Source organism: Streptomyces sp. NPDC006551 (genome assembly GCF_040611675.1).
In the GTDB taxonomy this organism is placed as follows: Bacteria; Actinomycetota; Actinomycetes; order Streptomycetales; family Streptomycetaceae; genus Streptomyces.
In genome coordinates, this window is sequence record NZ_JBEXOT010000036.1 from 49,985 (window position 1) to 75,672 (window position 25,688).

Genomic DNA, 25,688 nt, shown 5'->3' on the forward strand with positions numbered 1-25,688 from the left:
TCCGCGGTGACGCCAGCACCAGGTACGGGGCGGCTGCGGCCTGGGCCGAACGGGAAACAGGGCAGCGCCCGGGGACCGAGACTTCTCCTCCCCGGGCGCTGTCCTGTTTGGGGCTGGATGTCGCAGGTAGCGGAGCTGGACAAGGAGGCAGCGCGAGCACCGCCGGTGTGACAACGCGGTTTTGTTGGCAAAGGACGGCGGGAGTTGTCGCTAGCCTGGAGGACCTGGCGCTGCGTAGTTGGCAAGGGGCGGGCAGGTTAGTTGGCAAGCCCTGCTCACGGGCCGTGATCGGTTCACGCCCTGATCAACCAGAAGAGTGCGGTCGACCCCTACGCCCGGGCCGTCAGCATCGGCTGCTGAGCGAAGCCTGAGCACAGTGATCACGGTTCTCGACCGGTGCGGCGGAGCCATCGTAGGGCGAGGCCCATCCGGTGGCGGCGGGCCGACGCCGGCCTGAGGGTCGGAGGGTCGACAAGGTTCGGCGGTGCGGTGCGCAACCCGGCGACGCCCAGGTCCTCCGCGAGTAGAAGCAGCACATCCGGTTCCAGCCGGTGCAGCACGTCCACGGCCGTCCACAAGTCGATGGCGAAGGCCCGCGCCGTCAGGCGTTGGGCCGCTGCGGGGTCGGCCGCGTTGGCCAGGTGGGCCAAGGTTCGGGCTTGGATCGCTGGAAGGGTGATCCGGTCCGCGAGCTCCTCCGCTCGCTCGGGCTGTCCGGTCTCGGCCGCTGCTTGGGCGAGGTCGGCGAGCAGCTCCCAGTTTCCGTGTGAGTTCGCCTTTTCAAGTGCGTCCTTGATCTCGGCGGCCAGCGTGGCGGCCCGGTCGTGGTCCCCGGCCCAGGCGATCGCTTTGGTGACCGCCGCCAGGGTGCGTGCGCGTTCGAGGGGTCCGGTGAGGGCGTGGACCAGCGCCGTGGGCTCGCCGAAGAACACGATGGCCTGATTGGGGTCCTCGGTCCCGGTGATCGCCTCGATGGCCGCCTCCAGGGTAAGCGGCGGCTCGTGAAGTTCGCCCAAGCTGCGAGCGATTGCCTCGGCCTCGTTGACGAGTGCAGTGGCTTTCTTCTTCTGACCCGTGCGGGCGGCCGCCTGGGCCACCGCCGCCAGTGCCCGGGCTCGTAGCGCGGATTGCTCGAGCATGCGGGCGACGCGCTGGGACTGCTCGACCCCTCCGGTGCGGGCAACGGCCCCGGCCAGGACAAGCACGCTCGACGGGTCCAGGTTCGCGCCCGTTTCGGTGATGGGGCTCACGAGCCAGTCCATCAGGGATACCGCATCACTGTGGTCGCCGGATGCCTCTAGTGCGCCGACCGTCGCGCCGATGGCCACCATCTGCTGGGTCGCCGTCTCGATCGTGGGGATGATCTCCATGGCTCGCTCCACGGCACCCGCTTCGAGAGCAACCTCGGCGATGACGGCAAGTGCGGCGTCGCGCTGGCCGCTCACGTTGTTGATGGTGCGAGCGATGGCCTCGGCACGATCGAAGTCCAGCGCCTCCGCTGCCGCCTGGGCCGCAGCCCTCAGTGCAGCCACCTCACGCGCGGGGTCGTGCACCGTACCGGCGATCGCCAGTGCCCAGTCGAAATCGCCCGATCGCGCCACCACTCCGGCCAAGGCAGCGAGCTCTACCTGCTGATGCACCGGGGACCGGGCCTGCTGGGCCGACTCCTGGGCCTCCGATGCCAGAATGCGCCCACGCCGGTGCTCTCCCGACCGTACGACCGCCTCGGCCACTTCAGCCAGTGCCCGCGCTTTCGACTCCGGGTCGAAGTTGGCCCGGGCCAGTAGCTCGGCACGGCCGTGGTCACCTGCCCGGGCGGCAGCACCGGTGAGGACGGCAAGATCGCCCGCCACCTGGAAGGCCGGGCGGTCGTCCGCGCCGGCGACAAGAGCGTTGACAGCCTCGTGCGTCAGCTCGGCCGCGCGGTCCGGCTTCCCAGCGGCGGCCATCGCCTCGATGACCGCCGCCATCGGGGGTCGTAACGTAACCCTGGTGATCGCGCGGGCGCAGGCCTCTGCCTCGACGGCCACCTCGTATGCCAGGTCCAGATCTCCGCTGCGGGCCACCGCCCGCGCTACATTAGCGAGGGCCTTTACCCGCCGATCAGGGTCACCGATGGCGCGGGCGACCGCCAGGGCCTCGACGTGTTCGCCCACGACGGCAAGCGCCCCGGCCAGATCGTCCGCAATCAGTCCGACGCTCGCGGCCTGTGAACTGTCGGCAAGCGCCCTGATCTCCCGCACCAGCTCACCAGCGCGCTGCCGGTCACCTGCCCCGACTGCGTCCGTGGCCAGCACCGCCCAGGAGGCCGCCCGTGCGTAGTCCTCATCGATCCGGCGAGCCGCCTGCGCGGCGGCATCGGCCAGCTCGCTGGCCCGCTGCCGGTCACCATCCCTGGCGGCTGCTGCGGCAACCGCCGAAAGCGCTAGGGCCCGTTGCTCATCCGGGCCGGTGATACTCCGCGCGATCGGCTCGGCCAGTGCCCGACTGCCGGTCTTGGCGAGCGCTCTGGCCACCCTCGCCAGTGCCCTCGCCGAGCTTTCCTGCTCCATGGATCCGGCCAGCGCCCGGGCCCGCTCGACGCGGCCGAGCAGCGCCCAGACGGCGGGCAGAGCCATGGGCAGCGAGGCGTTACGCTCCGACAGGCGCACCCGGCACAGGGCGATTTTGGTCAGCTCGGGCAGATTCGGGCTCTCGGTGGCGAGGATCGCGTCTTGGGTCGCGGTGAGTTCGGCGAGGGCGGTGGCATCGCCGCCGGTGGTGTCGAGCAGCCAGGCGTGGCGGCCCGAATCGAGCGCAAGGCCGAGCATTCTGGCAATGTCGCCGTCCGCGCGCAGACTGCGGAAGTAGCCGAGCAGCAGGTAGCCGGGGGTGTGCGCGTTCCAGCCGCGTTCCCGGTGCCCGTCCACCCAAGTGTGCAGGCGTCGGCGGTAGTCGGCGAGCCGTTCTCCCGCGAGGAAGGTCGCCGCCGCCTGCTGCAGGTCCTCGTGGGCCAGCAGGTAGACGTGCTCGGGCCGCTCCGGTCCGTGCCGGACCACTGTCGGGCGCTGCGCGAACGTTCGGCCGGACACCGTGTCCAGGGTTTGTGCGATTTCCCACGGGTCGCGAGTACCGGTGAGTTCCACCAGGTCTGGGACGGACAGACCGCCGCCGGCCGCCGTAAGCAGGCCCAAAAGGTCCTGCTCGGTGGGCGTGCCGATCAGCAGGCGCTTGAGTTCCTGCTCGGCGGCGTGCCGGATGACCTCGGCGTGCCCGGACGGCTCCAGGAGCCGTACGACCGCGGGCTCGCGTAGCGGGTGGTGGTCGGGCACGTCACCGGGCAGCGGCGGCGCGAGGCGTCCGGCCACAATGATGCGCATTCCGGCGGGAGGGCGGGCCGGGAGCAGCGCGGCGATGCTGTACGCGTCGGGACCGGTGGTCACCCCCAGGTCCTCGTCGAGCCCGTCCACGACCAGGACGAGCCGCAACCCCTGCTCCTGGCAGACGGTGGCCGCGTCCTCGAGCAGCGCGAATAGGTGCGCAGCGCGGGTCGCCCCGGTCAGGTGCGCGGGCACGGGCCTGCCCAGCAGCGCCGCGAGCTGTTCCATGACGACGTCGATGAACGCCTCGCGGTCGCTCTGCCCGGCAAATCGCGCCGTGACGAAGAACGAGACGACGCGCACGCCTTCCGGCGGGTGGAGCACGAACCAGGACAGCAGGGCCGACTTGCCCGCCCACGCCTTCGCCCGCCACCAGCGGTAGGCGCTCCCGCCGGGGCGGGTACAGAACTCGTCCAGCTCGGCGAGTTCCGCCTCCCGGCCGTGGAGCCGGTCCGGTGCGATCGACCGCACCTGGTGGAGGTAGGCCGACCGGGCCGGGGCGGGATCGCCGGCCAGCAAATTGATCTGCAGGCTCCCGTCCCCCACCTGTAACCCCGACACTCCTCGGGCGTCGATGCGCGGGAGTCGGCCGTCGTAGCTGTCCACCGGCTGCGGCCTCAGTTGAATGTGTTGGTCTGGGTGGAGTGGTCGCCGATTTGCACGCCCTTGGCACCACGTGTGTCGACGTGGTATTTGCCTTCCGAGCGGACCAGCGCCCGGAAGTTCTCGGCCGCAGCCAGCAGTTCCTGGTCCCGGTCGGCACCGGACGCGATCAGCTCTTCACGCAGCCGTGTCTCCCAGACTCCCGGCTCCACCTGCTCAGCGTCCAACACCTCCTCGCCACGTGCGGACAGCCGACGGCGCACCGCCTCGCGGAGCGCGCCGTACGCGTCCCGCACGGCAGCGCTCGCTGTCTCCATCAGCCCCGCCGACGCACCGGCGGCAAGCGCCGCCACCACGATATCCACCTCAGTCATCAGACCCCCCTGACACAGTTAGCGCCCAGTTTTCCAGCGCACCGCTTTCTCCGTGCGAACTTCGACGATTTCTCCCATAGCCTCGACACCACGGTGGACGGATCGGTGTGGGCGGGCTGTCACGCCGGACTCACCTGCTTGCAGTGGTACGCGGCCTCGCCCGTTACACGTGACCGTCGTCGTGACCGGGCTCGCAGCCTGATGCCGGGGCAAATGCGCTGCAACTCGGGGATGTGCGCGGACTGCCGGTCCCCTCCATGCCGAGTTCGTTGACCAGCCTCTTGACGTAGACGTCGACGGCGGACTCAGTCCCCGAACCGCCAGACGACCTCCGCCCCGTTGATCTGCCAGACAGCTGGCCAGCGGCTCCCGCGGGGGTCCTGCATCACCAGCCATACGAGCTTCAACCCAGGGCTCGTACGGCGACATCAACTCGGCCAGGGCGGATGCGTCGGAGCGGGCTGGGCGGCAGCCTTCAAATTCACCGCACCATTACCGGACCTTCCTTCACCCCTGGAGCGGGAGGGATGCCTCGGGACAGCAAAGCCCCGTCAGGAATTCGGCGCGTAGCCGATCGACGTACGGCGAATCGGCGCTCCAGGTAGGGCTTGTAGGGGTCCAGCCTGCTGGGTCGGGGCCGGTTCTCGCGGAAGGTGTCCTCCCAGCGGGCGGCGTTCGCGTACCAGAACACGGTGTTGAGGCCCCAGCCCAGGTGCCGGGCAATCGCCCGGCGTGAGTGACCTTGAGAAAGGAGTTCGTGGACCAGGGCATGTGCTGCCTTCTTCCGCTCGGCCCGCCGGCCGACGGGCTTCGAGTTGTCCTGCGGCCGACCGGAAGCCAGTCGGGGTGGCCTCCGCAACATGCCGCTGGGCGAAGGGTTGCGTAGGCAGTCGCGGCGGGCGGCGACGCAGGTCTCCACAGCTCGGCCGAGGCCCTGCCACAGATGGAACCGGTCGGCGCCCTGCAGCGCGTCGGGGGCACCGCGGCGGGCACCCTCGGCGTACGCGCCCGCCCGGTCCCGGCAGATGATCTCCAAGCGCTACGAAAAGGGCTCGATCATCCTGACCTCGAACAAAACCTTCAGCGAGTGGGGGCAGGTGTTCGGTGACGAAGTCCTCGCCACCGCCATCCTCGACCGGCTCCTGCACCACTGCGACGTCGTTTCCATCAACGGTCCGAGCTACCGGCTGAAGAACCGGCTCGCCGCCATCGAGCACGACACCAACGTCGCTTGATCAATCGCCCAGCCCGAGCACTCAGGCCGCCGCCCACGGCTCAGCACGCCAACCCGGCAGTTCCTTGTCCAGCCATTCCTCGACAGTCCGCCGCCAAGGGTCGGTGGAGTCACTGTCGACGACATCGGCCCAGGTGTCTTCAGCGACGTCCGGATCGACGACAAGGCTGTCGAGGTAGGCGTCGAAGTCGTCAGCGACTTTGGTGAAGACCCCCTTCGGCAGGTATCCCGGGTGAGGGATGCCATGCACGAAGGCATGGAGCTGGCCATGAGTGGCCGGCTTCAGGTCCAGGAACAGGGTGTCGCTCCCGCCGTTGCGGGCGATCGGGAGAAGGCCGGCCAGTGAGACCTCATGGGCGAGCCACCCATCACGGCTGCGGCGGTACTCGCCCAGAAGCGTGCCCCAGCCGTATTCACCATCATCGTCACGACCGAGCTGATAGAGATCGTCGAAACTCTGGAACGGCTCCGGGTCGCAAGCCGGCAATCGGACCGAATACGTGAGGCTCTCCCCGCCCGCCGCCTCCAGGAATGAGCGATAGGAAGGCGGCAGGGGCAGCCCGATCTCCCGTTCGAGACCCTCAACTTCACCAACCTCGAATGGCCTGAACGGCCCCACGACCAGACGGTCTCGATACCAGCGCGACGACTCCTCAGACACGGCCAGATTGTCGCACTCCGTGGCATCCCGAAATCCTCCAACCCCCGCGTTACCGAACGTCGAGCTGAGCACGTTCATCCGTACCTGCCTGAGCACTCTGACGAGTACGCGGAGACCTGGCAACCGGAGCCGGCGGCCGTGCTGCTGGCAGACAGCGACGGGCACGTCAGGGACCGAGCGCGAAGGTGCGTCCAGGAGAGACGGCTGCCCGAATGGCCGCATCCCACGATGCCGCTGGGGCCGGTCGGGTACAGTGTTTCGCCGTTGTCGCCGGAGTGCTCTGCGTCGGCAGGGCGGCCGGGCCGGCAGGGACAGCGTCAGAAATACTGCTGCACATGAATGATTCCCCACCCGCTGGCAGGCTCGGCAAGCGCGGTCTGTCGCGACGGCTGGTCCCCATGACCGGTCGTGACCCGGAAGAGCACGGCCGGACCGCCTCGCCGCTGGAGCTGCTGTTCGACCTCACCTTCGTGGTCGCCGTCGGCACGGCGGCGTTCCAGTTCGCCGAGATGGTCGCCGAGGGGCACGCCGGCCAGGCGGTCATCGCGTTCGTCCTGGCGATGTTCGCGATCAGCATCGCCTGGATCAGCTTCAGCTGGTTCGCCTCCGCGTTCGCCACCGACGACTGGCTCTACCGGGCCGTGACGATGCTGCAGATGATCGGCGTCGTCGTGTTCTCGCTCGGCCTGCCCGCGATGTTCCACTCCGTCGAGGAGGGCGGCCACCTCGAACTGCGTGCCATGGTCATCGGCTACGTCGTGATGCGGATCGCGATGGTGCTCCAGTGGTGGCGTGCCGCCCGCCAGTCCCCGTCGTTCCACGACGTGGGCATGGCCAACATCCGCTGGACGGTGATCGTCCAGGCCGGTTGGATCGTGGTGGCCTTCGTGCACATGCCGATCGGCGTTGCCTTCGCCGCGTTCGGCGTCCTGGGCGCCCTCGAACTCGTCCTGCCGGTGCTGACACAGGGCTCCGCGGGCGGCACCCCCTGGCACCCGCACCACGTCGCCGAACGGTACGGACTCTTCGCGATCATCGTCCTCGGCGAGGGCGTCGTCGGTACGGTCGCCTCTTCCGGAGACCTCCTGGGCGGCGGGGACGGCACACACTGGACCTGGAACGCCGTCGCCGTCGTCATCGCCGGTGTCGGTCTGACCTTCGGCATGTGGTGGATGTATTTCCTGACGCCTTTCGGCGACATCCTGGCGCACCGCCGCAGCCGCGGATACCTCTTCGGCTACGGCCACATCCCCCTGTTCATCGGCGTTGCCGGGGCCGGCGCCGGGCTGCACGTGGCGGGCCTCTACATGGAACACCACGCCAAGATCTCCGGCACCGCCGTCGTCCTCGCCCTCGCTCTCCCCGTCGGCCTCTACATGCTGATGGTCTACCTCCTGCACACCCTGCTGCTGTCCACAGCAGACCGCTTCCATATCCTTCTGGTCGCCCTCACCATCGCCGTACTGCTCGCGGCAGTCCTCCTGGCCGCCGCCGGTGTGGCCATCGCGGTGTGCCTGCTCGTGGTCATGCTCGCGCCCTTCGTCACCGTGATCGGCTACGAGACGGTCGGCCACCGTCACCAGCAGCAGATGTTGCAAGAATTGGGTGCGCAGTAGGCAGAGCGCCATCACCACCGGACACCGCAGCGGACCATCAACGCGCCCAATATGGGTGGGACGGATCCCACCCCTCACGGATGCGTCGAGAGACCGGGCTCTCCCCGTTCCGTAGTAAGGAGTATGGAGAGAAGTTCGGCTCGCTCTGCCTCGTCCCTTCGGCCTGCCAGCCGAAGGGACGAGCTCGGCGAGGACGGAAGAGCCGATGACGGTGGCGACTTGAGGTCCGGCCCGTCTCGCGGCGACTCCGCTTGCGGAGCTGGTCACGGATCTTCCCGATGACACCGGGGCCGGTGAAGTGGGCGTGCACGCCCCCGGTGATCGCACGGAGCGTCTCGTTCAGCTCGTGCATCGTCTCCGCGCCGGACAACTGCACGCGGGCCGCGAGGACGGTGTCGGTGACTGCGGCGAAGGACAGCAGTCCGACCGGACGGGCGAGCGGCCCACGCCGCCCACGGGAGCGGGATGGGTGTGCTGGAGCTCGGACAGGGCGTGCCACAGGTCGCCCGGCAGATCCTGGGGTGCGGTCTCTTCTCGGCTGCGTCTCATACGGCCTGTGTAGGGCCTGCGGTGGGCTGGTGCCGTCGGATGGGCCAGCCCCGTCCCGCCCGGTGGTGCGGTGACTTCGGGACCGGTCCCGCTGTGCGGCCCGGCACTCCTGGCGGGGTCCCGGCTCCAGCCCGGCCACCACCTTGCCCCGGTCTCGGTCCGGTCGTCGTTCACGCCCCTTCAACGACTAGGGGACGCCGGCCTGTACAGGCGGTCAGGGGGAGCCGGTCACCACCAGGGCGCCGTCGCCGTCCCGCGACGCCGTGGTCGACCTCTACGGTCCGCCAGCCGCGGATGTTCAGCAGCGGGCCGCTGACGAGCTCGGCGTAGAGTCCGGTCCGGCCGGGCCCGGTCGGGGTTGTCGTAGTCGTGGCCGTAGACCCGGCAGCGCAGCAGCTGCTCGTCACCGTTCATGCCGACCAGCTGTCCCGATGCGCCCGAAGACCGGAACAGCCCGCGCGAGCGAAGATCCTGATCGGTGCTCCGGCCGGACAACCGGAGTTCGCCGAATGGGCCACGGCACTGGGCGAGGACGGGGCCGGGATCCCGTTCCTGCGCTACCTGCCCGAGCGCCTCGGTCCACTCGGCGAAAGCGTCGGCAAGGAGCTCCGCGAGCGGCTGGGCGAAGCGCCCTCCTTCGTCGCCTTGGAGGGCTGGGGCACCGTCACCGTCCTCGCGGACGTGCTGCGTTCCCACGGCACGGAACGGGCGGCCATCGCCGAGTCATGGCCGCGCGTGGCGGTCGAGGGCACCCGCGGACCGATCCGGTTCTCCCGCACGCCGGGCATCAGCGTCTGGCAATGGGCTTGGACACCAATCCAAGTCGTTGATCGGGACCCGGCGGAGCCCGATCGCTTTCGGATCCTCCACGCCGGCTGAGAGAGCACGGAGGTCCAACTGCCCAGATCTGTCTGAGCTTGAGGGGCTGTCTACCTGTCCATACGGGCTCTCAGCTTCGCGGCGGGGCTACGACCGCATTCCCGGACTATCGTGCGGCAGTCGGTGCCGACGATGGTGATTCAGTCGGTGATCGGCGTGTCCATGGCGTCCATGATGCCGGGCGGTCTACCTCTACTGAACATCTTGCCGAACCCGACGGGGTCTCATCCGTCAGCAACCCGATAGCCATCAGGTTCGCCTGTAGTCACCTGCCGGAACTTGCGAACCCATCGGCTTGGCGCCGTGCCGACTTCAACCACATGGTGCGGCTCGGATGGGTCCGCTCCCCGCAGTCGATCGAGGTCCGCTTCGGCACGAGCCGGGCCGAGGCCGTCGGCGTCGCGCTCTACACCACGGCGTCCGTCGACGCGGTGCCCGCCGAACACCCCGAGGTCGACTGGGAGCAACTGCGCACGGTGAAGAAGGGCCGACGCTCTCCGCTCGCGGCGCTGGCGAAGCAGGCCGCCCCGGCCTGACCGGCGCGGCGTGGCCAACGACGACGCTCCCCCACGGCTGTCGTGTGGGGGAGCGTCGTCGTCTCCGGCAGCTCTGCCTCAGCGGCCGGGCGGCTCGGGGTAGCGCTGGCGGCGCCGGTCCGGGTCGTCGACGCCGATCTCGTACCAGGGCTCGCCGCGCTGGAGCCGGGGCAGGGTGTTCACCCACACCGCGACCGCGATCCCCTTCACGTCGGCGGCGAGCGCCTGAAGGCGGTTGTCGAGCAGGTGCTCCTCCTTGCCCGCCAGGACGACATGCAGCCGCGGGAAGGTCTGGGAGCGGGTGCAGCGGTGGCGCTGCCAGAAGGGGTACGTCGTGCCGATCGTGCCGCGGGCGCCTTCCCAGACGCGGTGCCCGGCGTAGCGCTCGTAGTCCCAGACCTCGCCTGCGAGGCGGACCTGGGACATGGTGCCGTTGTCGACCTCCGGTTATGGTGCGTCAGGATGTCCGTCATGGGTGAGATTTCTGAACTGGTTGCACTCCTCGGGCTTGAGCCGCATGTCGAGGGCGGCTGGTTTCGCCGAACTTGGTGCACCAAGGCGGAAGTGGTACCCGACGGGTACGGGGGGACGCGTCCGTTCGCCACCGGGATCTACTTCCTCCTTCACCCGGGTGAGGTCTCACGCTGGCATCGGGTGCGTTCCGACGAGCTGTGGCTGTGGCACCGGGGCGGACCGCTGACGATCCGGCTCGGCGGGAGCGGGGACGCGCCCCAGGCGAAGGGCGCTTCCGTTCTGGGGCCCGGTGTCGAGTACGGGGAGCAGCCGCAGGTGCTGGTGCCAGCCGGCACGTGGCAGGCTGCGGAGCCGGCCGGTGAGGAGCCGGTCCTGGTGTCATGCGTCGTCGCTCCCGGCTTCGACTTCGAGGATTTCGAGATGCTGTGAACTTGCGTGCCTCCGCCGCGTCGCGGGGCCCGACGCGTCCGTGACCGCGCTGATGGGACACCGCGCTCACAAGCAGCGTCACTTCCAGGAGGCCACCGGCACCCTGGAGAGGTTCACCCGCCCGAGCGCGAAGGCGGAGATCTCCTCCACCCGCTCCATCGCGCGGACCATCCCCGTGCCCGTCGACTTCACCGGCGGCGTGCGCAGCCGGTCCAGCTCCGGGACCCGCTTGCCCTCCGGCACTTCGGGCAACTCCGTCCGGTCCGTCGCGTCGCTGCAGGCTCTGGATGCGGCATCACCGCTGCGGGGACAGCGCCGGGAGTCGTCGTCGATGTTCGGCAGGAAGACCGCTCCCCAGGATGTGCTCCAGCGGTCTTCACCGCAGTCATCATCGGCACCGGGTGCGGTGCTGACCGTGCCGTCACGGTTGACATCGGCGCGCAGGTCCGGCACGGCGGCGGGGTCCGCCGCGGCTGCCGGAAGCATCGGGACGAGAAGTGACCCTGTGAGGGCGGCGGCAAGTGCTGCCCGTCTCACATATCTCATGCCTGTTCCTTCCCAGCGTTGCCGTGGGTCTCTTGGCGCTCCCCGCCGTGATCGCCGGTGCGGCGACCGGAGGTTCTTTACGGCATGAAAACCCACTGAACGGGACGTATCGCATGACTTTAGGGAGACTCGGAAAAGGCGAATCGATCCCTCACACGCGGTCGGCATGGCGTGTCGCACAGCGGCCGTTCCACCTGCCCGGGTCTTGCCCGATGAACGAACTGCGCCTCTCGGTGCCCCGTCGCCCTACCGGCACAAGCACGCCCAAGTCACCCGCTGGAGCGGAAGGCCGTTTCGTGCTGACCTGAGACCAGGCAGTCGGTACCGGGAGTCTCGCCGAGCCCGGGGCGCGCGCGGCGAGGCGCGCTACAACTGCCTGTGGAATATGTCGTCATCCGGCTGCGGCGCGCCGCGGCTCTTCGGCATCGTGTCCCGGGAAAGGCTCGCGCGGGGGCCTCTTGCGGAAGCCGATACGGAGGAGATGGCAATGAACTGGGATCGGGACGGGTGGCAGCGGGAGGGGTTCGAGTCGCATGAAGGTGTGGTCGGAGTGCTGGCCGACGGCAGCGAGCCGGGGCCGGTCTTCTTCGAATGGTGACCTCCCGCTCCATACGGTCGGCGAGCTCGGGACGGGGCTTCTTGATCTGATCCCTGACATACCGCTCTACTGTGCGCTGGGAGATCCCTAGGAGGCTGGCTACCGCTCTGGTGCCCTTCAGCTGCTTCACGAGAAAGCGCATCCGTGCGCCGGCGGTCTTCGGGATGGGCCGCGTGAAGGCGCCCTCCAAAGCCTGCTCCAGGCCTTTGCCGATGCTCATGTCTGTAGTCTCCGAAATCACGGGTCCGGGTAGGCCGGTGTGAGAGGCGCTCACGCGACACCCCCGCCTGGCGAGACGGGAGGGCGTCAGAATGCCGCGCGTAATCTCGCAAACTCAAACCGGCAAGGCGCACCCGCATCATGGCAACGCGATCGGCTAGGACTTGTCCGGCCGATCACGCGGCTGATCCGAGCACCGCTCCAATCCGGGAGGTCGGGAAACAGGAAGGCGCTGACCGGGGGAATTTTGGCGCGCCGGGCTTGGTAGAACACTGACCTGTGGGTATCCAGGAGCGCAAACGCAAGATGTACCGGCCGCTGCGGCGGGCCGGCCTCGAGGTGATCCCGGACGCCGTGCCGGACGGCACGATGCCGTTCGTCTGGGGATACGGCCGCGAGGACATCGTCGACGGTTTCTCGCACCGGTACGAGAGCCCGCGGCTCGTCGAGCGTCTCAACGAGGACTGGTACGACCTGGCGGTCTCGTCAGGTCTCTTCGACCACCGGCGCGAGTTCCTCGTCATGCTCCCTCAGGGCACCCGCACGCACGGGGCGGCCTTGCAGGACATGCACTGGGGCCGCCGTGCCGCACCGACGGCCTGGACCCGGGTCCGGCTCCTGGACCGCTGGGACATCATGGGCCGGGGTGCGGCATCGGCGTTCCTCGGCATCCGCGCGGGCCATCCGGGCTTCGGCATGATGGCGCTCGACAGCAGCGTGTACATCAGCTGCTCGACGGGCGAGATCGGCGTCGATGTGGTCGCGGTGGCCCGTCCGGACCGCTCGGAGAACATCCTGCGGGAGCTGGAATGGTACGCGCTCTGGGACGATCGTCTCGCTGACCGCGAGATGCAGAAGCGGATCGCCATCTGGCTCGCGGACCGAGCACCAAGTGCTGTCAGCCGTTCCGACCGATGACCACGCGGCCCCGGTGGTCGAGGCCGGCTAGGTTGTCGCTGTCCAGCTGATCATGTGACTACTCCATTGCCGAGTCGTTCACGTGGTCATGGGGCGGGGTGACCTGACGGATGCCGAATGGGAACGACTTCAGCCGTTCCTGCCGGTCAGTAACGGCCGTTGCGGCCGGTGGCGGGATCACCGGCAGGTGATCAACGGGATTCTGCACCGGGTCCGGACCGGCGTGCACCGGCGTGACCTGCCCGAACGGTTCGGACCTTGGAAGACCGTGTACGAACGGCACCGTCTGTGGTCGGCCGACGGCACCTGGGAACGCCTGCTCCAGCAGGTCCAGGCCGCAGCAGATGCGGCGGGTGAGATCGACTGGGACATCGCAGTCGACTCCACCATCGTCCGCGCCCACCAGCATGCCGCCGGCGCCCGCACCGAACCACCGCCAGCTCCCATCTCAAAGGGGGACGCAGCGGCAGAGCACCAGGGCGAAACGCCGTGGCAAAGCCTCGTCACCCGCTTGGTGGAGGTGGTGCAGGAGGTGAGGGCCTGGGCCGCTCGCGCGGCGGGTTCACCACCAAGCTCCACCTGAGCGCGGACGGCCGCTGCCGCCCACTGTCCCTGATCGTCACACCGGGACAGCGGGCAGACTGCACGCAGCTCAAGCCCGTGCTGGAGAAGATCCGTGTCCCACGGATCGGGCCGGGCAGGCCGCGCAGGAAGCCTGAAGGCCTCGCCGCAGACAAGGCCTACAGCAACGGTCCGTGCCGCGAGTACCTGCGGCGCCGGGCCATCCGGCACACGATTCCGGAGAAGACCGACAGCCAGGCCGCCCGCCTGCGCAAAGGGTCACGCGGCGGACGGCCACCCGGCTTCGACGAAGAGCGGTACAAGAAGCGCAACACCGTTGAACGGGCGATCAACCAGCTCAAGCACGCCATAGCCGTGGCCACCCGCTACGACAAACGCGGCTACGTCTTCCTCGGCACCACAACCGCAGCAGCCCTCGTTATCTGGCTTCGCACCTGAGGACGTGGGTCACAACGCGATCGCCCGATAGGCCAATGCCTGATCGACCACCTCATCGGCAGAGAGCTCTCGCTCTGACGGCCAGAAGATCAGACCGCTGACGTGGCCGGATGGACAGGCCAGGCCTCTGTCAAGCCTGTCCAGCCACCCGTCCACCTCGTCCTCGGACGCATAGTCCGCATCCATGATCCGCTGCACGAGCGAGACCGCTTCAGCCCGGCTCATCTTTACGGCACCCATACAGCCTCCCTGGGCGCCAGCCTAACGAGCAGCATGATCGGCCGGACAAGTCCTAATTGGTGAGGGGGGAACTCCCTTCCACCTGGGCCAAGTCGGGCCGTGCTGCCGCTTCAGACACCGACCGAGAGACTTTGCCACGCCTTTGCATTTGGTTGGGTGCTGCGGCGGGCGCCGTCGAGATCGTGCTGCAGGCCCCGAGGCCGTAGGTACGGAGCCCGGGCGCCTGCTCTCCGCTGTGGAGAAGCTGCCGCTCTTGTTCTGCGGGGGTGCCGGGTCCTCAGCGGGGCGTACAGCGGATCCTTTCGGCTCTCGGGCTACGCCGGACCGGTCATCTCCTGGCCGCGTCGCTCGGCCCGCCGCTCGGCGGCGTCCACGTCAAGCCGTCCTGCTGGGTCCCCGCCACGGCGGATTACCGCTCCGCGTACCAGCGCTAGGTAAAACAGCACGGGTGCGCAAGGCGCCCACGCATCCACCGTCTGCTCCTGGATGAAGTCGAGGACGGAGTCCGGGTCGGCTGGCACGAAGGCATGGCGGTCGTGCTCCCACTTGTCTTTTACGCCCCGGGCCCAGCGCCTTCTGAGATCCTCCTCGCCGAGGTCGGGCAACACCGCCCGGAAGAAGGCGGCCCACTGATGCAGACGGAGATCCAGTCCGAACCCGAGAAGTTCAAGGTCGACTGTGTCCTCGGGGAAGATTCCGAGCTCTTCCTTCATCGCCCGGCGCGCTGTGGCGTGCAGGCTGATTGGCGAGCCATCCGTGGGAACGTCGTCGTGCCCGGACAGCCCTTCACTGGCAGACGCATTCCACCGCTCGGGATTGCCTACGACGCCGGCGCTGCGGTGGCTGAAGAGCATCTTGCCGTCGGCCCCGGTCTCCACTGCCACATGCACCCCGAAACTGCAGGACAGGAATGGCGGAGCCGTGACAGGGTCCTGGTTCACCAGGTACTGGTGGCGAAGCGTCATGTCATGGTCTGGGTATGGACGGTCGAGGTTGTGAGACGCAGCCAGAAAGTCATAGTAGTCCGCGGCGCACAGACGCAGTCGGACGATGGGGTCCTCGCCGAGATGGGTGCGGGCGACGGTGATGCTTTCGACAGCGAACCTTGGGCGGTTCCAACGGTGCGGTAGGCCGGCAGCTGCCTTGCGGCTTTCCTCGGCCTCGATCTCGGCACGCCACTGTTGGACCACGGGAGGCTGGGCAACGCGTTGAGCCCGGTGGAGGATCTGGACGTTCTCCTCGTGGATGGGTCGTGTGCCGTCGCCTTCGTAGATGTGGCAGTCGGTCATACGACCGAGTAGAGCGAATCTGTCCCGAAAGCCGCTGGACTGACCGAGTGCCGCACTGGCGGGGGGTTGGGTTCTGGCGCGCTCGCCCCCACTCTTGTTCGGGTGGCCGTCGGTCTGCGCGGCGAATGCCGCGACCAACTCGGCAGCTGTGGGCCGGGCCGCCGGATTCGGGTCCAGACACCCCAGCAGGACCCCGCCGAGCGATCTGTTCACGCCCGCGTGCTCACAGGCGGTAAGCAGCGTGTTGGGAGTGGAGTCCCCTGCCCACTGTCCCGTCGCGGCGGTGAGGAGAATGGCCCCCACGGAGTACACGTCGCTCGCCGCGGTGACGCCGATTGGTTCGCCGAATCCCTCCAGCTCATGGGGCGGCTCGTAGGCAGGATTCCGCCGGAATGAATCGCGCTGGCGATGCGGAACGCCGTCCACGATGGCCGTCATCCAGCCGACGAGCTGCACGTCCTGGTCGGTGACCAGCACACGGTTGGGCGTCAGCGAGCCGTGGACGAGCCCCACGCTGTGGGCGCGCCGCACTGCCTTGGCCAGGTCCCGTCCCAAGCGCCGGAAGAGCGCGGTGTCCCCCAGCGGTCCCCGGTCCTCCAGGAGGGCACGGAGGTTGTGTGCGGGACGGGCCTGCGGGTCGTCGCTCCGCTCGCGGGCGCATTCCGTCGCTAGCCATGGCGGGGAGTCCTCGATGCTGTGGCCGAGCAGCTTGGGCGCACCGGTTCCGGCCATGCGGATCAGGGCCTCCGCCTCGGTGCGGAGCAGTTCTGCTGCCTCCTCTGGGCTCGTACGGAGCGGCACCCGCACCGTCACGGTGCTGCCCGTTTCGTCGCGCCCCAGGAACATGACCACCCGCTGCCATCCGCCGACGTTGCGGGCGTGCAGGCGGTAGGGCCCGGCTCTACGGGGGTCCTCCGTGAGCAGTGGCGACCAGGAGGCGTCGAGGTCAAGGGCTTGGAAGGAGACGTCTTCGGGACCGTCCGGTGCTGCCGTTGGGGCAGTCTCTTGCCTGAGTAGGGCGGGCGGACGCTCCTCACGATTTGTGGACGGCCGCACGGGTTCCGGCAGGAGCGAGGGTTCCTGCCGTCCGGTGGGACGCCGTTGCGGTTCGTTCCCGAATGCGTCTTCGGTCCCAGCGACTGGGGGCTGTACCCCCAGCAGCGTCATCAGCCGGTTGTCCAGCCGGCTGATGGGATGGCTCAGGTCGTTCAGCCGGTCTGGTCCCTCGGGGTGGCTGAGCCATGCGGGGAAGTCCGGCGAACGGCCGGCCAGCCGGGCGAGTTCGTCCGTGATCGTGCGGGTAGTGCGTAGGAGTTCGTGTGCGGGCACCGTCCCGAGGAGGATGTCCCGGGCCTCCTCTGAGAAGTCGAACGCGCGGTGCCGGACCGGCAGGGCCGGGTCGGCCGGATCTGTGCTCTGCATCAACCCGCCGAGGAAGACCTCCGCCAGGTGCCCGGCGTCCGTGGTCGGACCCAAGGCAGCCTGCACCAGGCGCATAGCCGACACTGACACCGGCGCGACGGCCGCAAGGTGGGCCGCTAGGCGATATGCGGCCGGCGATGCGGCGTGGCGGAATCGCAGCACAGCTTCCCGCGTATCGCTCTGCCGCGTGTGGGCGTAGGGGCGTGAAGGGGGTGTTCGGCTGTCCGCCAGGAGGGGCAGCACGGCCGTGGTACCCGGGGACGCGACAACGCTTGCCCAGCGCCCCACGGCCGTGGGCTCAGGTGCCAGTACCGGCACCGGTACTCCGTCGAAGGCCACGATGTCCGCAGGCAGCACCGGATCCGCCACGTGCCAGGCGCTGGACGGCCCGCCTCGCCGCCGCGTGGTCACCAGCCACTGCTGTGCCCGGATGCCCGACCCTTGCCACATGCGGGCGGGCAGGGCATGGACGATCGCGGTGGGTCCCTGTCGCGCCCACATCTCGAGCCCCGTCTGCATCCGGCCGTCCCGCCAGGCCGGACCAACGCCGTCGCTCACGACGAGGACCAGCGTGTTCCCCGTCGGATCGCGCACGACGGACGGTGGCAGGGGTACGCCGCCGGCCTCGTAGGGGCGGCTATGGAGCATCGGGGCCTGCCGACCCCGGCTGTCCAGCCCGTAGACGCGAAGGCCGCGGAATGCTCCGCTGCGCTCCAGCAGAACCCGCATTTCCGAGGCTAGGCGCTGCCAAAGCAGCATGGAGACGCCGTCGTCCACCAGCAGGACGAGAGTGAGCCAGCGTGCGCGTGCCGGTCGTAGCACGGCGTCGGGTAGCCCCGTCTCGGCCATGGCGGCGACGGTCCTTGCCTCGTCGAGCTCTTGCTTCCAGGGGTCTGCTAGCCGCAGCTTCAGCGGCCGCAGTGCTTTGCCGAGGTGGAGCTCGTGTGCCGCGAGGGATTTCCCTTCCGGCGTCCGCACCGGCAGACCCGAACGCTCGTGTGCTTCGGAACCGGGCGCAGCGGGGCCGGCGTGCAGCGGGGCCCCCGGCTCCCGGGCTCCGTCCTTCGCCGGGGATGCGGGTGGCGGCGCCGTCGTGCCGGCCTCGTCCGCATCGGGCAGTGGACGCTCCTCCTCGAGTGCGGAGGGCGGAGCGGCCCGAGGCCGCACCGCACGCGCCAACGGAGCACCGTCACTGTGCGGCAGACGCTCGGCCAGCCACAGAACGTCGAGCAGCTCCTCGTCGGAGAGATCCACTCCGCAGTCGGCCAGCACGCGCCGCAGGCGGTCGGGCACGTTGCTACACCGCCCTGCCGAGCCGGTGTAGTACGGCGTTCAGCAGTCCGCCGGCGTCGAGATCCACCCCTCCCTTGCGGAGGAACACCGCGTTGAGCAGCTGGTCGGTGGCCAGCTCGCCGGGCGCCCGGCGCCCGAGGAACTCCCGGAGCAGGTCGTCGACGTCCTGCAGGGTGCCAGCTCCGAGATGGGCCTCGACGATGCCGCGCAGTGTCTGTTCGTCCGGCTCGGGCAGATCGAGTCGGATACATCGCCGGAGAAATGCGGGAGGGAACTCCCGCTCGCCGTTGCTGGTGATGATCACGACGGGGAACTCCGCGCAGCGGATCCGGCCGCGTACGACGGGGATCCGTTCGTCGGGGTCGTCAGTCAGCACCTCGACCCTGGACTCGTGGTCTGTCAGCCGGGCGAGTTCCGGCACCTCGAACTCGCCTTCCTCAAAGACGGTCAGCAGGTCGTTCGGCAGATCCACATCGCCTTTGTCCAGCTCGTCGACAAGCAGGACCCGGGGCCGGGCGCGCGGTACCAGTGCCGTGCCCAGCGGACCCAACCGGACGTAGCTGCCGATCCCAGGCTCGGGGGCACTGGGGTCACGGCTGTCATGCCTGTCACGGTGCAGGTTCGCTTCGCGCAGCCGGCCGACGGCGTCATACCGGTACAGGGCCTCCTGCAGGGTCGAGCGGCTGTTGATCGGCCAATGCAATACCCGGCCGAGGTCCAGTTCGTGGGCGACGGCGTGCGCCAGGGAGGATTTGCCGGTGCCCGGATACCCCGACACCAGCAGTGGTCGGCGCAGGAGGAGAGCCGCATTCACGACATCTGCCTCGGCGGGGCCGATGAGATAGGGCCTTGGCAGGGTGGAGACCTCGGCGGGCGGCGTGAACCGACGCCATGGCGGTGCCTCGGGGAACTCCACTCGGCGGGTAGTTCCGTCGCCGCGGAAGAGCCGCCACCCGTCGTCCGGAGTGCTCATTGTGATGTCTTCCGTTGTCATGAGGGAGCGGTTCCTTCCAAGGGGGCCGGATCGAGCAACTGCAGGCCGCTCAACGGGGACGGGTCCATGTCCTCCCACACAAGTGACGGCCGAGCCGGATGCCGTACGGGATCGCCATAGGCACTCCCCCGGTAACTCCAGACACGTTCGGGCAGGTCGGCCATCGGCCCAGTAGGCTGCAACGGGTCGAGCTGGGAGGCGTGCTCGTACGTTTGGGCTGCGCGGTCCCAGAGAACTACGGGGACGCCGAGCGCGAGGCACACGTCGAGCAGCCGGGCACGTTGTCCAGGGGGCCCGTGCAGCACGACCTGGCGGGTGTTGCGGTGACTGGTCTTCAGCAGCAGGGCGACCTGCTGCTCGGTGCCGCAGTCGCCGTCGATGACGAGTGGCGTCCCGTGCCCGTTCTGCCAGCGGCGGCGCTGCGCGTCCTCGCGGTTCCTCACCAGGGCACTCATCTCAGGGCAGCTGAGCGTGAGCTGGAACTCAGCACCGAGCGGCACACCTTGATCGAACATGTTCTCGGGTCCCGGGTTCCACTCGTCGACGGGCAAGTGCAGTCCCGCCCGGTCCACGACGACGCTGACGAGGGGGACGTGGTCCTTGCCGTCACTGGACTGGACGCCGTGGACGGCGTCGCGGACTGCCCGCGCCACCTCCTCCGCCGTCAGCGGGCGGTCCGTGACAGAGGGGAGCGGGGCCGGCGGGCTGTCCGTACGAAGGAGCCAGACCTTGCATCGGTACCGGCCCTCCTGATCGTCGTCATCGCAGCTCGCCTCCACCAGAACGCGGGACGCGGATGCGGGGCGGTGCGCTGCCCATCGGCCGGCATCGGAGCGACGCTCCGCAAGTGCCGAGGGATGGATTCCGAGCCGTTCGGCAACACGGTTGTTCCACTCCCGCAGCGTGGCCCCTTTCCGCTCGTCCACGGCTGCGGCAACGTACTCGACGAGATGCAACAGGGCAGGAACCTGCGGGGTACCGTCAGGCACTGGAGCGCTGTCTGAAAGGGCCTCCAACCCCTCCACAGCACATTCGAGGTCGGCGGTAGACAACCGGACTGGGCACAATACCTCGGGTAGCGGCGTGAACCGCAGTGCCGACAGCGCCGCGCGCGGCACCACGGCGGGATCGTCTTCGACGATCCCGCGTAACTCGGCCATCAGCCGCTCGTGTTCGCCAACCGACAGCAGAGCACTGCTGCCCAAGGCCCGGCCGCGGGCGAGGAGGCCGGTGAGTTCCGCCCGCGCGACCCGGTTCTTCACACCAGACGTCGAAGCCAGCGACTCACTGAGGGTTGCCAGCGCCCGCGGGTGTTCCGACAGCAGAGGGACGAGCTCCGGAACGGATGGTGAGTAGTCGTCGGGCACAGAGAGACCCAGCCGCTGCACGAGCGTCCGCGCATGGGCCACACACAGAGAAGGGTCCTCGAGCAATGCCCATAGCGGGCGCAGGAGGTCTTCCTCTGCCTGTGTAAGTGTCCGCGGGGCGGGCGGCCTGCCGGAGAGGACCGCCTCTCCGGAATGTGCGCTCAACTTCGACGACAGTGCCGCACTGATGTCGATCAGCCGAGGCGAGCAATCGCCGTATTTCTGCAGGAGATCCACGAATTGCGGGTCGTCGGCGAAGGAGCGAACCGGGCAGGCGTGCAGACGGCGGTTCTCGAAGGCGTCGTCGTCGTGTATGACCACTCCGACGAGATGGCCCTCGCAGAAGACCGCGCTTCCAGATGCTCCAGACCACGCCTGCTTGCCGTCCGCGCGCTTCCCCGGTGCTGGGTCCTGGTCCAGGACGTACAGATCCCGGGCGTCGGCACCGCCGGCAAGCGGAGGTAGCACTCCCCTCAGATGCTCGACGCTGCGTTGCCCCTCTTTGACGGTTGCCAGGGGATACCCCAGTGCCTCGTAGCGCAGCGGAGCGCTGCCGACTGGGCGGCCCCACTGCACCGTCCCGGAAACCTCGACCGGGTCCCCCAACCGGAGCAGAGCGACGTCACGATCTTGGTCAGGTGCCCACAGCACGGTCGCCCTGCGGGGCGATGCGTCGGAATCCCGAGGGTGTCCAACTTGAACATTGATCTTCGACCACGGCTCACCACTGCTCTTGTCCACCACAACATGCCGGGCAGTGAGCACCAGACGAGGCGCGATCAGATAGCCAGTTCCGACGCAGCGATACTTGTCGACACCACCACTGCGGATGAGTGCCAGCCTTCGCTGGTCCAACTCAATCCTCGTCGGCCCAGGACCCTGACGCGTCCTGGCTGATCTCGGGGCTCGAGCCCCCTGCGGCACGGTCCTTGACCTGCAGCTTCAAAGTCAGCTTGTGCGTGCGAGCGGTGGAGTGCTCGCCGCTCACACCTGTCGTTGCCACGCCGAAATTCAGCTTGCCGTCGCCCTTGAGCCCGTCCCGGAGCTCGAGAAGCAGCTCCAGCTCGACTTCCTCGATCTGGAAGGCGAACTGCTGCCGGGCGCTCTGAGCCTGGGCTTGATAGAGCTCTTCCCGTAGCTCTTCGATGGCCGCGGCCAGCCCGATGGTCGACATCTCCACTCCCCGTAACCACAGTCGCTCGGCTCGCGCCGATCCCCAGCAGTACTGTGTCAGCCCTGTCACGTGCGGGCAAAACGTATGCGCCACGGGCATGTTGACCTGCCGACGGCACACTCAGCGGATGATATCGATGGGCCTGGTGATCAGTCCATCTGTTACCGGTCGGCGGTCGGGGTAAGGACAACGCACACTCAACGCGCCGACGTCGCGCTCCGCTCGGACGGGCGCGGGCCGCCAGGCCGCCGCGCATCGCTGCTGCGCCAACGCCGACACACCCATCATGCGCGGACGATGTCGTCCACCTCCGCCCTCCCTCAAGTCCTGACTGTCGGCCTAGACTCGATCATTCGAAGTGTCGGCCTCGTCACCAGACATGTGCGGCGCCTGCCGATGGGTGTGCCCGGGGGATGCAGCTCAGCGCCCCGACGCGGGTCTCGGTGATCAAGACTGCTGAGTCAGGTAGGCGCGCCAGGCGGCGACCAGAGCTCGCCAGCGGTCGCTGGTGGCCTGCGTGCTGTTGAGCCACCGGGTGCGGGGGTCGGTTTCCGGCAGCGGCAGGTTGCCCATGAAGTGGGCGATGTCGGTGAAGAATGCGTAGTCGCCGCCGATGGTGAGGTCCTGGAGCTGGGTGATGGTGGCGGCCAGGTCGTGGTGTGCGCCGCGGACGGCGTGGTGGAAGGCGAGGGCGAGGTTGATGAACCTGTGCAGCCAGGGCAGGCCAGCGTCGGTGACTTCGGTCTGAAGGGCTTCGGCCCGGCCGGTGACGTCGAGGTCGGTTCCCGCGTCCTTGATCAGGGCGACGGTGTGGGCGAGCAGGACGGTGGAGCGCTGGTCGAGGCGGTCAAGGAGTTGGTGGGCGAGGGTGAGCTCGTCGTCGGCGCGGGCAGGGTCGGCGAAGGCCAAGGCGAGGGCTAGGTCGTGTCTCCTTGAAGGGCTATGGCCGCCATTCCTGGCGGTAGGCGGGGTGCTCGGCGTATGACTGGGCCAGGACTCGAAGCGCGTATGCCAGGCCGGCCCAGCGGGGGTCCGAGGGATCCATGGCCTTGTAGTCGTGCGCCAGTTGCTCGGTCAGGTCGAGCATGGGGAGATGGCTGTCGAGAAGAGCCTCGCCGCCCAGGGTGTCGGCCACGTGGGCATAGGCGTGGTTGTCGTCCATGATGCGTGCGACGAGGAACTTCACAAGATCGTCCATGTGGCCATCTTCGCGGGCAAGGCGGTTCGGGGGTCAAGCGGCTGTCCAGATGAGGATGGCAGCGAGGTGGAGTGCGGCTTGGTAGGCGATGGCGAGCTTGTCGGTTCGCATGGCCAGGCCGCGCCACTGCTTGAGTCGGTTGATGCAGCGTTCGACGGCGTTGCGCTGCTTGTATGCCTCGGCGTCGAAAGCTGGTGGGCGACCGCCGACGCGGCCTCGCCGCAGACGGTGGCCGACTTGGTCGGATGGCTGGGGGATGACAGCGCGGATTCCGCGTCGGCGGAGGTGATTGCGGATCGCGCGGGATGAATGCGCGCGGTCCGCCAGGACGGCCTCCGGCCGAGTCCTCGGTCTTCCGGGTCCGCTTCGCGGAACACGGATGCCGGCCATGATGCTCTCGAAGGCTGGGGCGTCGCCCGCCTGGCCTGCGGTTACGTGAAGGGCCAGGGGCCGTGCGCGGCTGTCGCTGGCAAGGTGGACTTTCGTGCTCAGGCCGCCGCGGGAGAGTCCGAGGGCATGGTCGTCGGGTTCGGCCCGGCCTGGCGCCCCTTTTTCCGGGCTCCGGCGGCGTGCTGGTGGACTCGGCAGACGGTGGAGTCCACCGAGACGGTCCAGCCGATGTCGGCCTCAGCGTCAGCTGCTGCCAGAACTGCGGAGAGGATGCGTTCCCAGGTGCCGTCCACGGCCCACCTGATCAGGCGTTTGTGAGTGGTCTGGAACGAGCCGAGCTCGTCTGGCAGGTCCCGCCACGGCGAGCAGGTGCGGTACTTCCACGCGATGGCCTCCAAGGTTCGGCGATGATCGGTTCACCGCCGACCGCGAACCGGATCAGCCGGCATGAGCGGCTCGATCCGGTCCCACATCACATCAGTGATCACTGATCGGACGGACACAGCCGATCAACTGACCAACCAATCAAAGAGACACGCTCTAGCGGACCGGGACAGGATGCCACGTACCGCCCCGCGTGAGGCACCACGGCGCGTCGGTTTCAAAACCGGGTTTTGAAACGACGGGCACGCCGCTGCCCGCCCGGCCGGCTGCCCCTGCTTCAAAGCCCGGTTTTGAGGCAGGGGGATTTCCCAGCTCTGCTTTCTCGCGTGCCCGTGAAGAAGAGGACGCACTGGGGCGCGTCACACAAGGGCCCCTCACCGAGCTGGCGATGGTTGAGCGGTATCTGCGGCGGGGAACGGAGCGATCGCGGGGGCCTATCACCTAGTGTGACCAGCGCCGGACAGGCGAACGGGCGGCACCGGTCCCGCGCGAGAGGCATCCCCCGTGCTCTGTACGATGCGAACGCTCGACAGACGTCCCGAAGGACCTCACGGGCCGTCATGCCCCAGCGCCAGAGAAGACACCGCCCATGCACCGCCCGCCCGCTCCTTCCCCTCCATCGCCGGACCCGGCCGCTCCCCGCACCCGGTGGTGGCTGACCATCCGCGCCCGCATCGGCTTCTTCCTCGCTGTTCCCGTGCTTGGGCTGATCAGCCCGTACCTGGGCTTCGCGGTGATGGTCGTCGCGATCGTCTTGGTCTGGAAGGACACGTCCTGGAGCAAGGGCGTGAGGTGGCCGCCACAGTTGCGGCGTTTGCTCTGCTCGGGTCGGTCGCCCCGGACCAGCCCGAGGACCAGACCAGAGGCACCGCGGCGCCGGCGGACGGGAAAGCCCCGGTAGGCGCGGGCACGGTGAACATCCCGGCCCAGACTGCACCGATGTCCCCGCCGTCACCGACCTCCAGGCCCCGCCCTGCGGCGAAGGACTACCGGGGGATGTCTCTGGACGACGCGCGGGAGGCCGCGGAGGCCGCCGGTTTCGGCGTGGACGAGCACGACGCGTCCGACGAGGGCAAGAGCATCATGATGCGGCTCAACTGGACCGTCTGTTTCCAGCGCACTGGCTGGACCTCGTCCGGCACAAGGACGATCGATTTCGGCGCGGTGAAAAAGGGCGCCCCGTGTCCCCGGGAGGACGGGGGTGCGATCCCGTGGCCGACGATGCCAGACCTGGTCTGGAAGACGTGGAGGACAGCGCACAAGGAGGTCGCCGCTCTTGGGACCGTCCCGGCCAACCACATCATGGCGTCCACGGCGTACGTCAACGACCAGCTTCCCAACGAGGGTGAGTACGACGACTGGCGGGTGTGCGTGACCGACCCGGCCAAGGGCGGGGACGTCACCGTCGACATGTGGGTGACCATTGGACTGACTCACCCGGACAACGGCTGCCCCGACCCCGGCAGGGACGACGGCGACCGGCCGAGCCTGCCGGACCGGGACGATGACGGCGACCCCGACTACCACGACCCATTCCCCGGTGACCGGCGCCGCAACAGCTCTTACCCGGATGGGCTGCCGGGCGGGTCGGGCGACTCGTCAGACGGTAGCGGTGGGGGAGGAGGCGGAGGCTGGAACTGCCCCCGGACCCGCTGGTGCTGACGTATCCCTCGCCAGGTGCGAAACCACCTGTGCCCTGGAGCGTGTCCGGTTCCCAGTTGCCGTTCACGGCGGCGAGCAGGGCGGTGAGCTCGTGCACGGCGTCGTCGACGACGCGGGCCGCGCCCGGCGTCGCCAGGACGTAGTCGCGTACGCCGGCGTCCCGTCCCGCCGCCTCGTCCGGGATCTCGGCGTGAAGCCGCTGATCGCCCGTCGGGGCACCGAGTACGGCTCCGGACTCGGCACCCAACGCTGGGTCGTGG

At 68.7% G+C, this 25,688-nt stretch carries 17 protein-coding genes and 6 pseudogenes; 9 read left to right on the plus strand and 14 right to left on the minus strand.

Features of this window, described 5'->3' with window-relative positions:
- Window positions 1-380 precede the first annotated feature (380 nt).
- Both ABZY12_RS26200 and ABZY12_RS26205 read right to left on the minus strand, forming a co-directional pair.
- Window positions 381-3,965: a hypothetical protein gene (locus tag ABZY12_RS26200; RefSeq protein ID WP_356894411.1), complete on the minus strand. Its 3,585-nt coding sequence runs from the start codon at window positions 3,963-3,965 to the stop codon at window positions 381-383.
- Window positions 3,966-3,976: 11 nt separating this feature from the next.
- Window positions 3,977-4,336 (minus strand): hypothetical protein, encoded by a 360-nt coding sequence (locus ABZY12_RS26205; RefSeq protein ID WP_356894413.1) that lies wholly within the window; start codon window positions 4,334-4,336, stop codon window positions 3,977-3,979.
- Window positions 4,337-5,361: 1,025 nt separating this feature from the next.
- On the opposite strand from ABZY12_RS26205, the pseudogene ABZY12_RS26210 reads away from it, so the two are divergent.
- Window positions 5,362-5,571: pseudogene (locus tag ABZY12_RS26210) on the plus strand (ATP-binding protein); the annotation flags it as partial.
- A gap of 21 nt (window positions 5,572-5,592) precedes the next feature.
- Here ABZY12_RS26210 and ABZY12_RS26215 read toward each other — a convergent pair.
- On the minus strand, window positions 5,593-6,309 hold the full coding sequence (locus ABZY12_RS26215; protein ID WP_356894415.1) for an SMI1/KNR4 family protein: 717 nt from the start codon (window positions 6,307-6,309) through the stop codon (window positions 5,593-5,595).
- Between the two features lie 257 nt (window positions 6,310-6,566).
- Between ABZY12_RS26215 and ABZY12_RS26220 the strand changes: the two genes are divergently transcribed.
- The 3 genes and pseudogenes from ABZY12_RS26220 to ABZY12_RS26230 all read left to right on the plus strand — a co-directional run bounded on the left by ABZY12_RS26220 (window position 6,567) and on the right by ABZY12_RS26230 (window position 9,811).
- Entirely contained in the window at window positions 6,567-7,847 is a 1,281-nt protein-coding gene (locus tag ABZY12_RS26220; protein ID WP_356894417.1) for a low temperature requirement protein A, read from the plus strand.
- 1,011 nt (window positions 7,848-8,858) lie between these two features.
- A pseudogene (locus ABZY12_RS26225) lies at window positions 8,859-9,275 on the plus strand (amino acid ABC transporter substrate-binding protein); the annotation flags it as partial.
- Window positions 9,276-9,595: 320 nt separating this feature from the next.
- On the plus strand, window positions 9,596-9,811 hold the full coding sequence (locus ABZY12_RS26230) for a hypothetical protein (RefSeq protein ID WP_356894419.1): 216 nt from the start codon (window positions 9,596-9,598) through the stop codon (window positions 9,809-9,811).
- 78 nt (window positions 9,812-9,889) lie between these two features.
- On the opposite strand, the gene ABZY12_RS26235 is transcribed toward ABZY12_RS26230, so the two are convergent.
- Window positions 9,890-10,237 (minus strand): hypothetical protein, encoded by a 348-nt coding sequence (locus ABZY12_RS26235; RefSeq protein WP_356894421.1) that lies wholly within the window; start codon window positions 10,235-10,237, stop codon window positions 9,890-9,892.
- Window positions 10,238-10,273: 36 nt separating this feature from the next.
- On the opposite strand from ABZY12_RS26235, the gene ABZY12_RS26240 reads away from it, so the two are divergent.
- Entirely contained in the window at window positions 10,274-10,714 is a 441-nt protein-coding gene (locus ABZY12_RS26240) for a cupin domain-containing protein (protein WP_356894423.1), read from the plus strand.
- Window positions 10,715-10,792: 78 nt separating this feature from the next.
- Here the strand turns inward: ABZY12_RS26240 and ABZY12_RS26245 are convergent, their stop codons facing one another.
- Window positions 10,793-11,260, minus strand: coding sequence for a hypothetical protein (locus tag ABZY12_RS26245; RefSeq protein ID WP_356894425.1), 468 nt, complete (start codon window positions 11,258-11,260; stop codon window positions 10,793-10,795).
- Between the two features lie 596 nt (window positions 11,261-11,856).
- A pseudogene (locus ABZY12_RS26250) lies at window positions 11,857-12,078 on the minus strand (XRE family transcriptional regulator); the annotation flags it as partial.
- 278 nt (window positions 12,079-12,356) lie between these two features.
- Here ABZY12_RS26250 and ABZY12_RS26255 point away from each other — a divergent pair.
- Window positions 12,357-12,995, plus strand: coding sequence for a hypothetical protein (locus tag ABZY12_RS26255; RefSeq protein WP_356894426.1), 639 nt, complete (start codon window positions 12,357-12,359; stop codon window positions 12,993-12,995).
- Between the two features lie 88 nt (window positions 12,996-13,083).
- Window positions 13,084-14,015: pseudogene (locus ABZY12_RS26260) on the plus strand (IS5 family transposase).
- Window positions 14,016-14,024: 9 nt separating this feature from the next.
- Here the strand turns inward: ABZY12_RS26260 and ABZY12_RS26265 are convergent.
- The 8 genes and pseudogenes from ABZY12_RS26265 to ABZY12_RS26300 form a co-directional block, all read right to left on the minus strand.
- Window positions 14,025-14,255 (minus strand): e9imm peptide, encoded by a 231-nt coding sequence (locus tag ABZY12_RS26265; RefSeq protein ID WP_356894427.1) that lies wholly within the window; start codon window positions 14,253-14,255, stop codon window positions 14,025-14,027.
- A 314-nt stretch (window positions 14,256-14,569) separates the two neighbouring features.
- Window positions 14,570-18,259 (minus strand): SAV_2336 N-terminal domain-related protein, encoded by a 3,690-nt coding sequence (locus tag ABZY12_RS26270; RefSeq protein ID WP_356894428.1) that lies wholly within the window; start codon window positions 18,257-18,259, stop codon window positions 14,570-14,572.
- 4 nt (window positions 18,260-18,263) lie between these two features.
- Entirely contained in the window at window positions 18,264-19,232 is a 969-nt protein-coding gene (locus ABZY12_RS26275) for an AAA family ATPase (RefSeq protein ID WP_356894442.1), read from the minus strand.
- Between the two features lie 17 nt (window positions 19,233-19,249).
- Window positions 19,250-21,475 (minus strand): trypsin-like peptidase domain-containing protein, encoded by a 2,226-nt coding sequence (locus ABZY12_RS26280; protein ID WP_356894430.1) that lies wholly within the window; start codon window positions 21,473-21,475, stop codon window positions 19,250-19,252.
- Between the two features lies 1 nt (window position 21,476).
- Window positions 21,477-21,794, minus strand: a complete 318-nt coding sequence (locus ABZY12_RS26285) for a trypco2 family protein (RefSeq protein ID WP_356894432.1) — start codon at window positions 21,792-21,794, stop codon at window positions 21,477-21,479.
- Between the two features lie 447 nt (window positions 21,795-22,241).
- Window positions 22,242-22,703 (minus strand): hypothetical protein, encoded by a 462-nt coding sequence (locus ABZY12_RS26290; RefSeq protein WP_356894434.1) that lies wholly within the window; start codon window positions 22,701-22,703, stop codon window positions 22,242-22,244.
- 31 nt (window positions 22,704-22,734) lie between these two features.
- Entirely contained in the window at window positions 22,735-22,992 is a 258-nt protein-coding gene (locus ABZY12_RS26295; RefSeq protein WP_356894436.1) for a DUF6221 family protein, read from the minus strand.
- 33 nt (window positions 22,993-23,025) lie between these two features.
- Window positions 23,026-23,855: pseudogene (locus ABZY12_RS26300) on the minus strand (IS5 family transposase).
- 907 nt (window positions 23,856-24,762) lie between these two features.
- Here ABZY12_RS26300 and ABZY12_RS26305 point away from each other — a divergent pair.
- Complete coding sequence (locus tag ABZY12_RS26305) at window positions 24,763-25,428, plus strand: hypothetical protein (protein ID WP_356894438.1); 666 nt, start codon at window positions 24,763-24,765, stop codon at window positions 25,426-25,428.
- A 166-nt stretch (window positions 25,429-25,594) separates the two neighbouring features.
- Window positions 25,595-25,688: pseudogene (locus ABZY12_RS26310) on the plus strand (IS5/IS1182 family transposase); the annotation flags it as partial.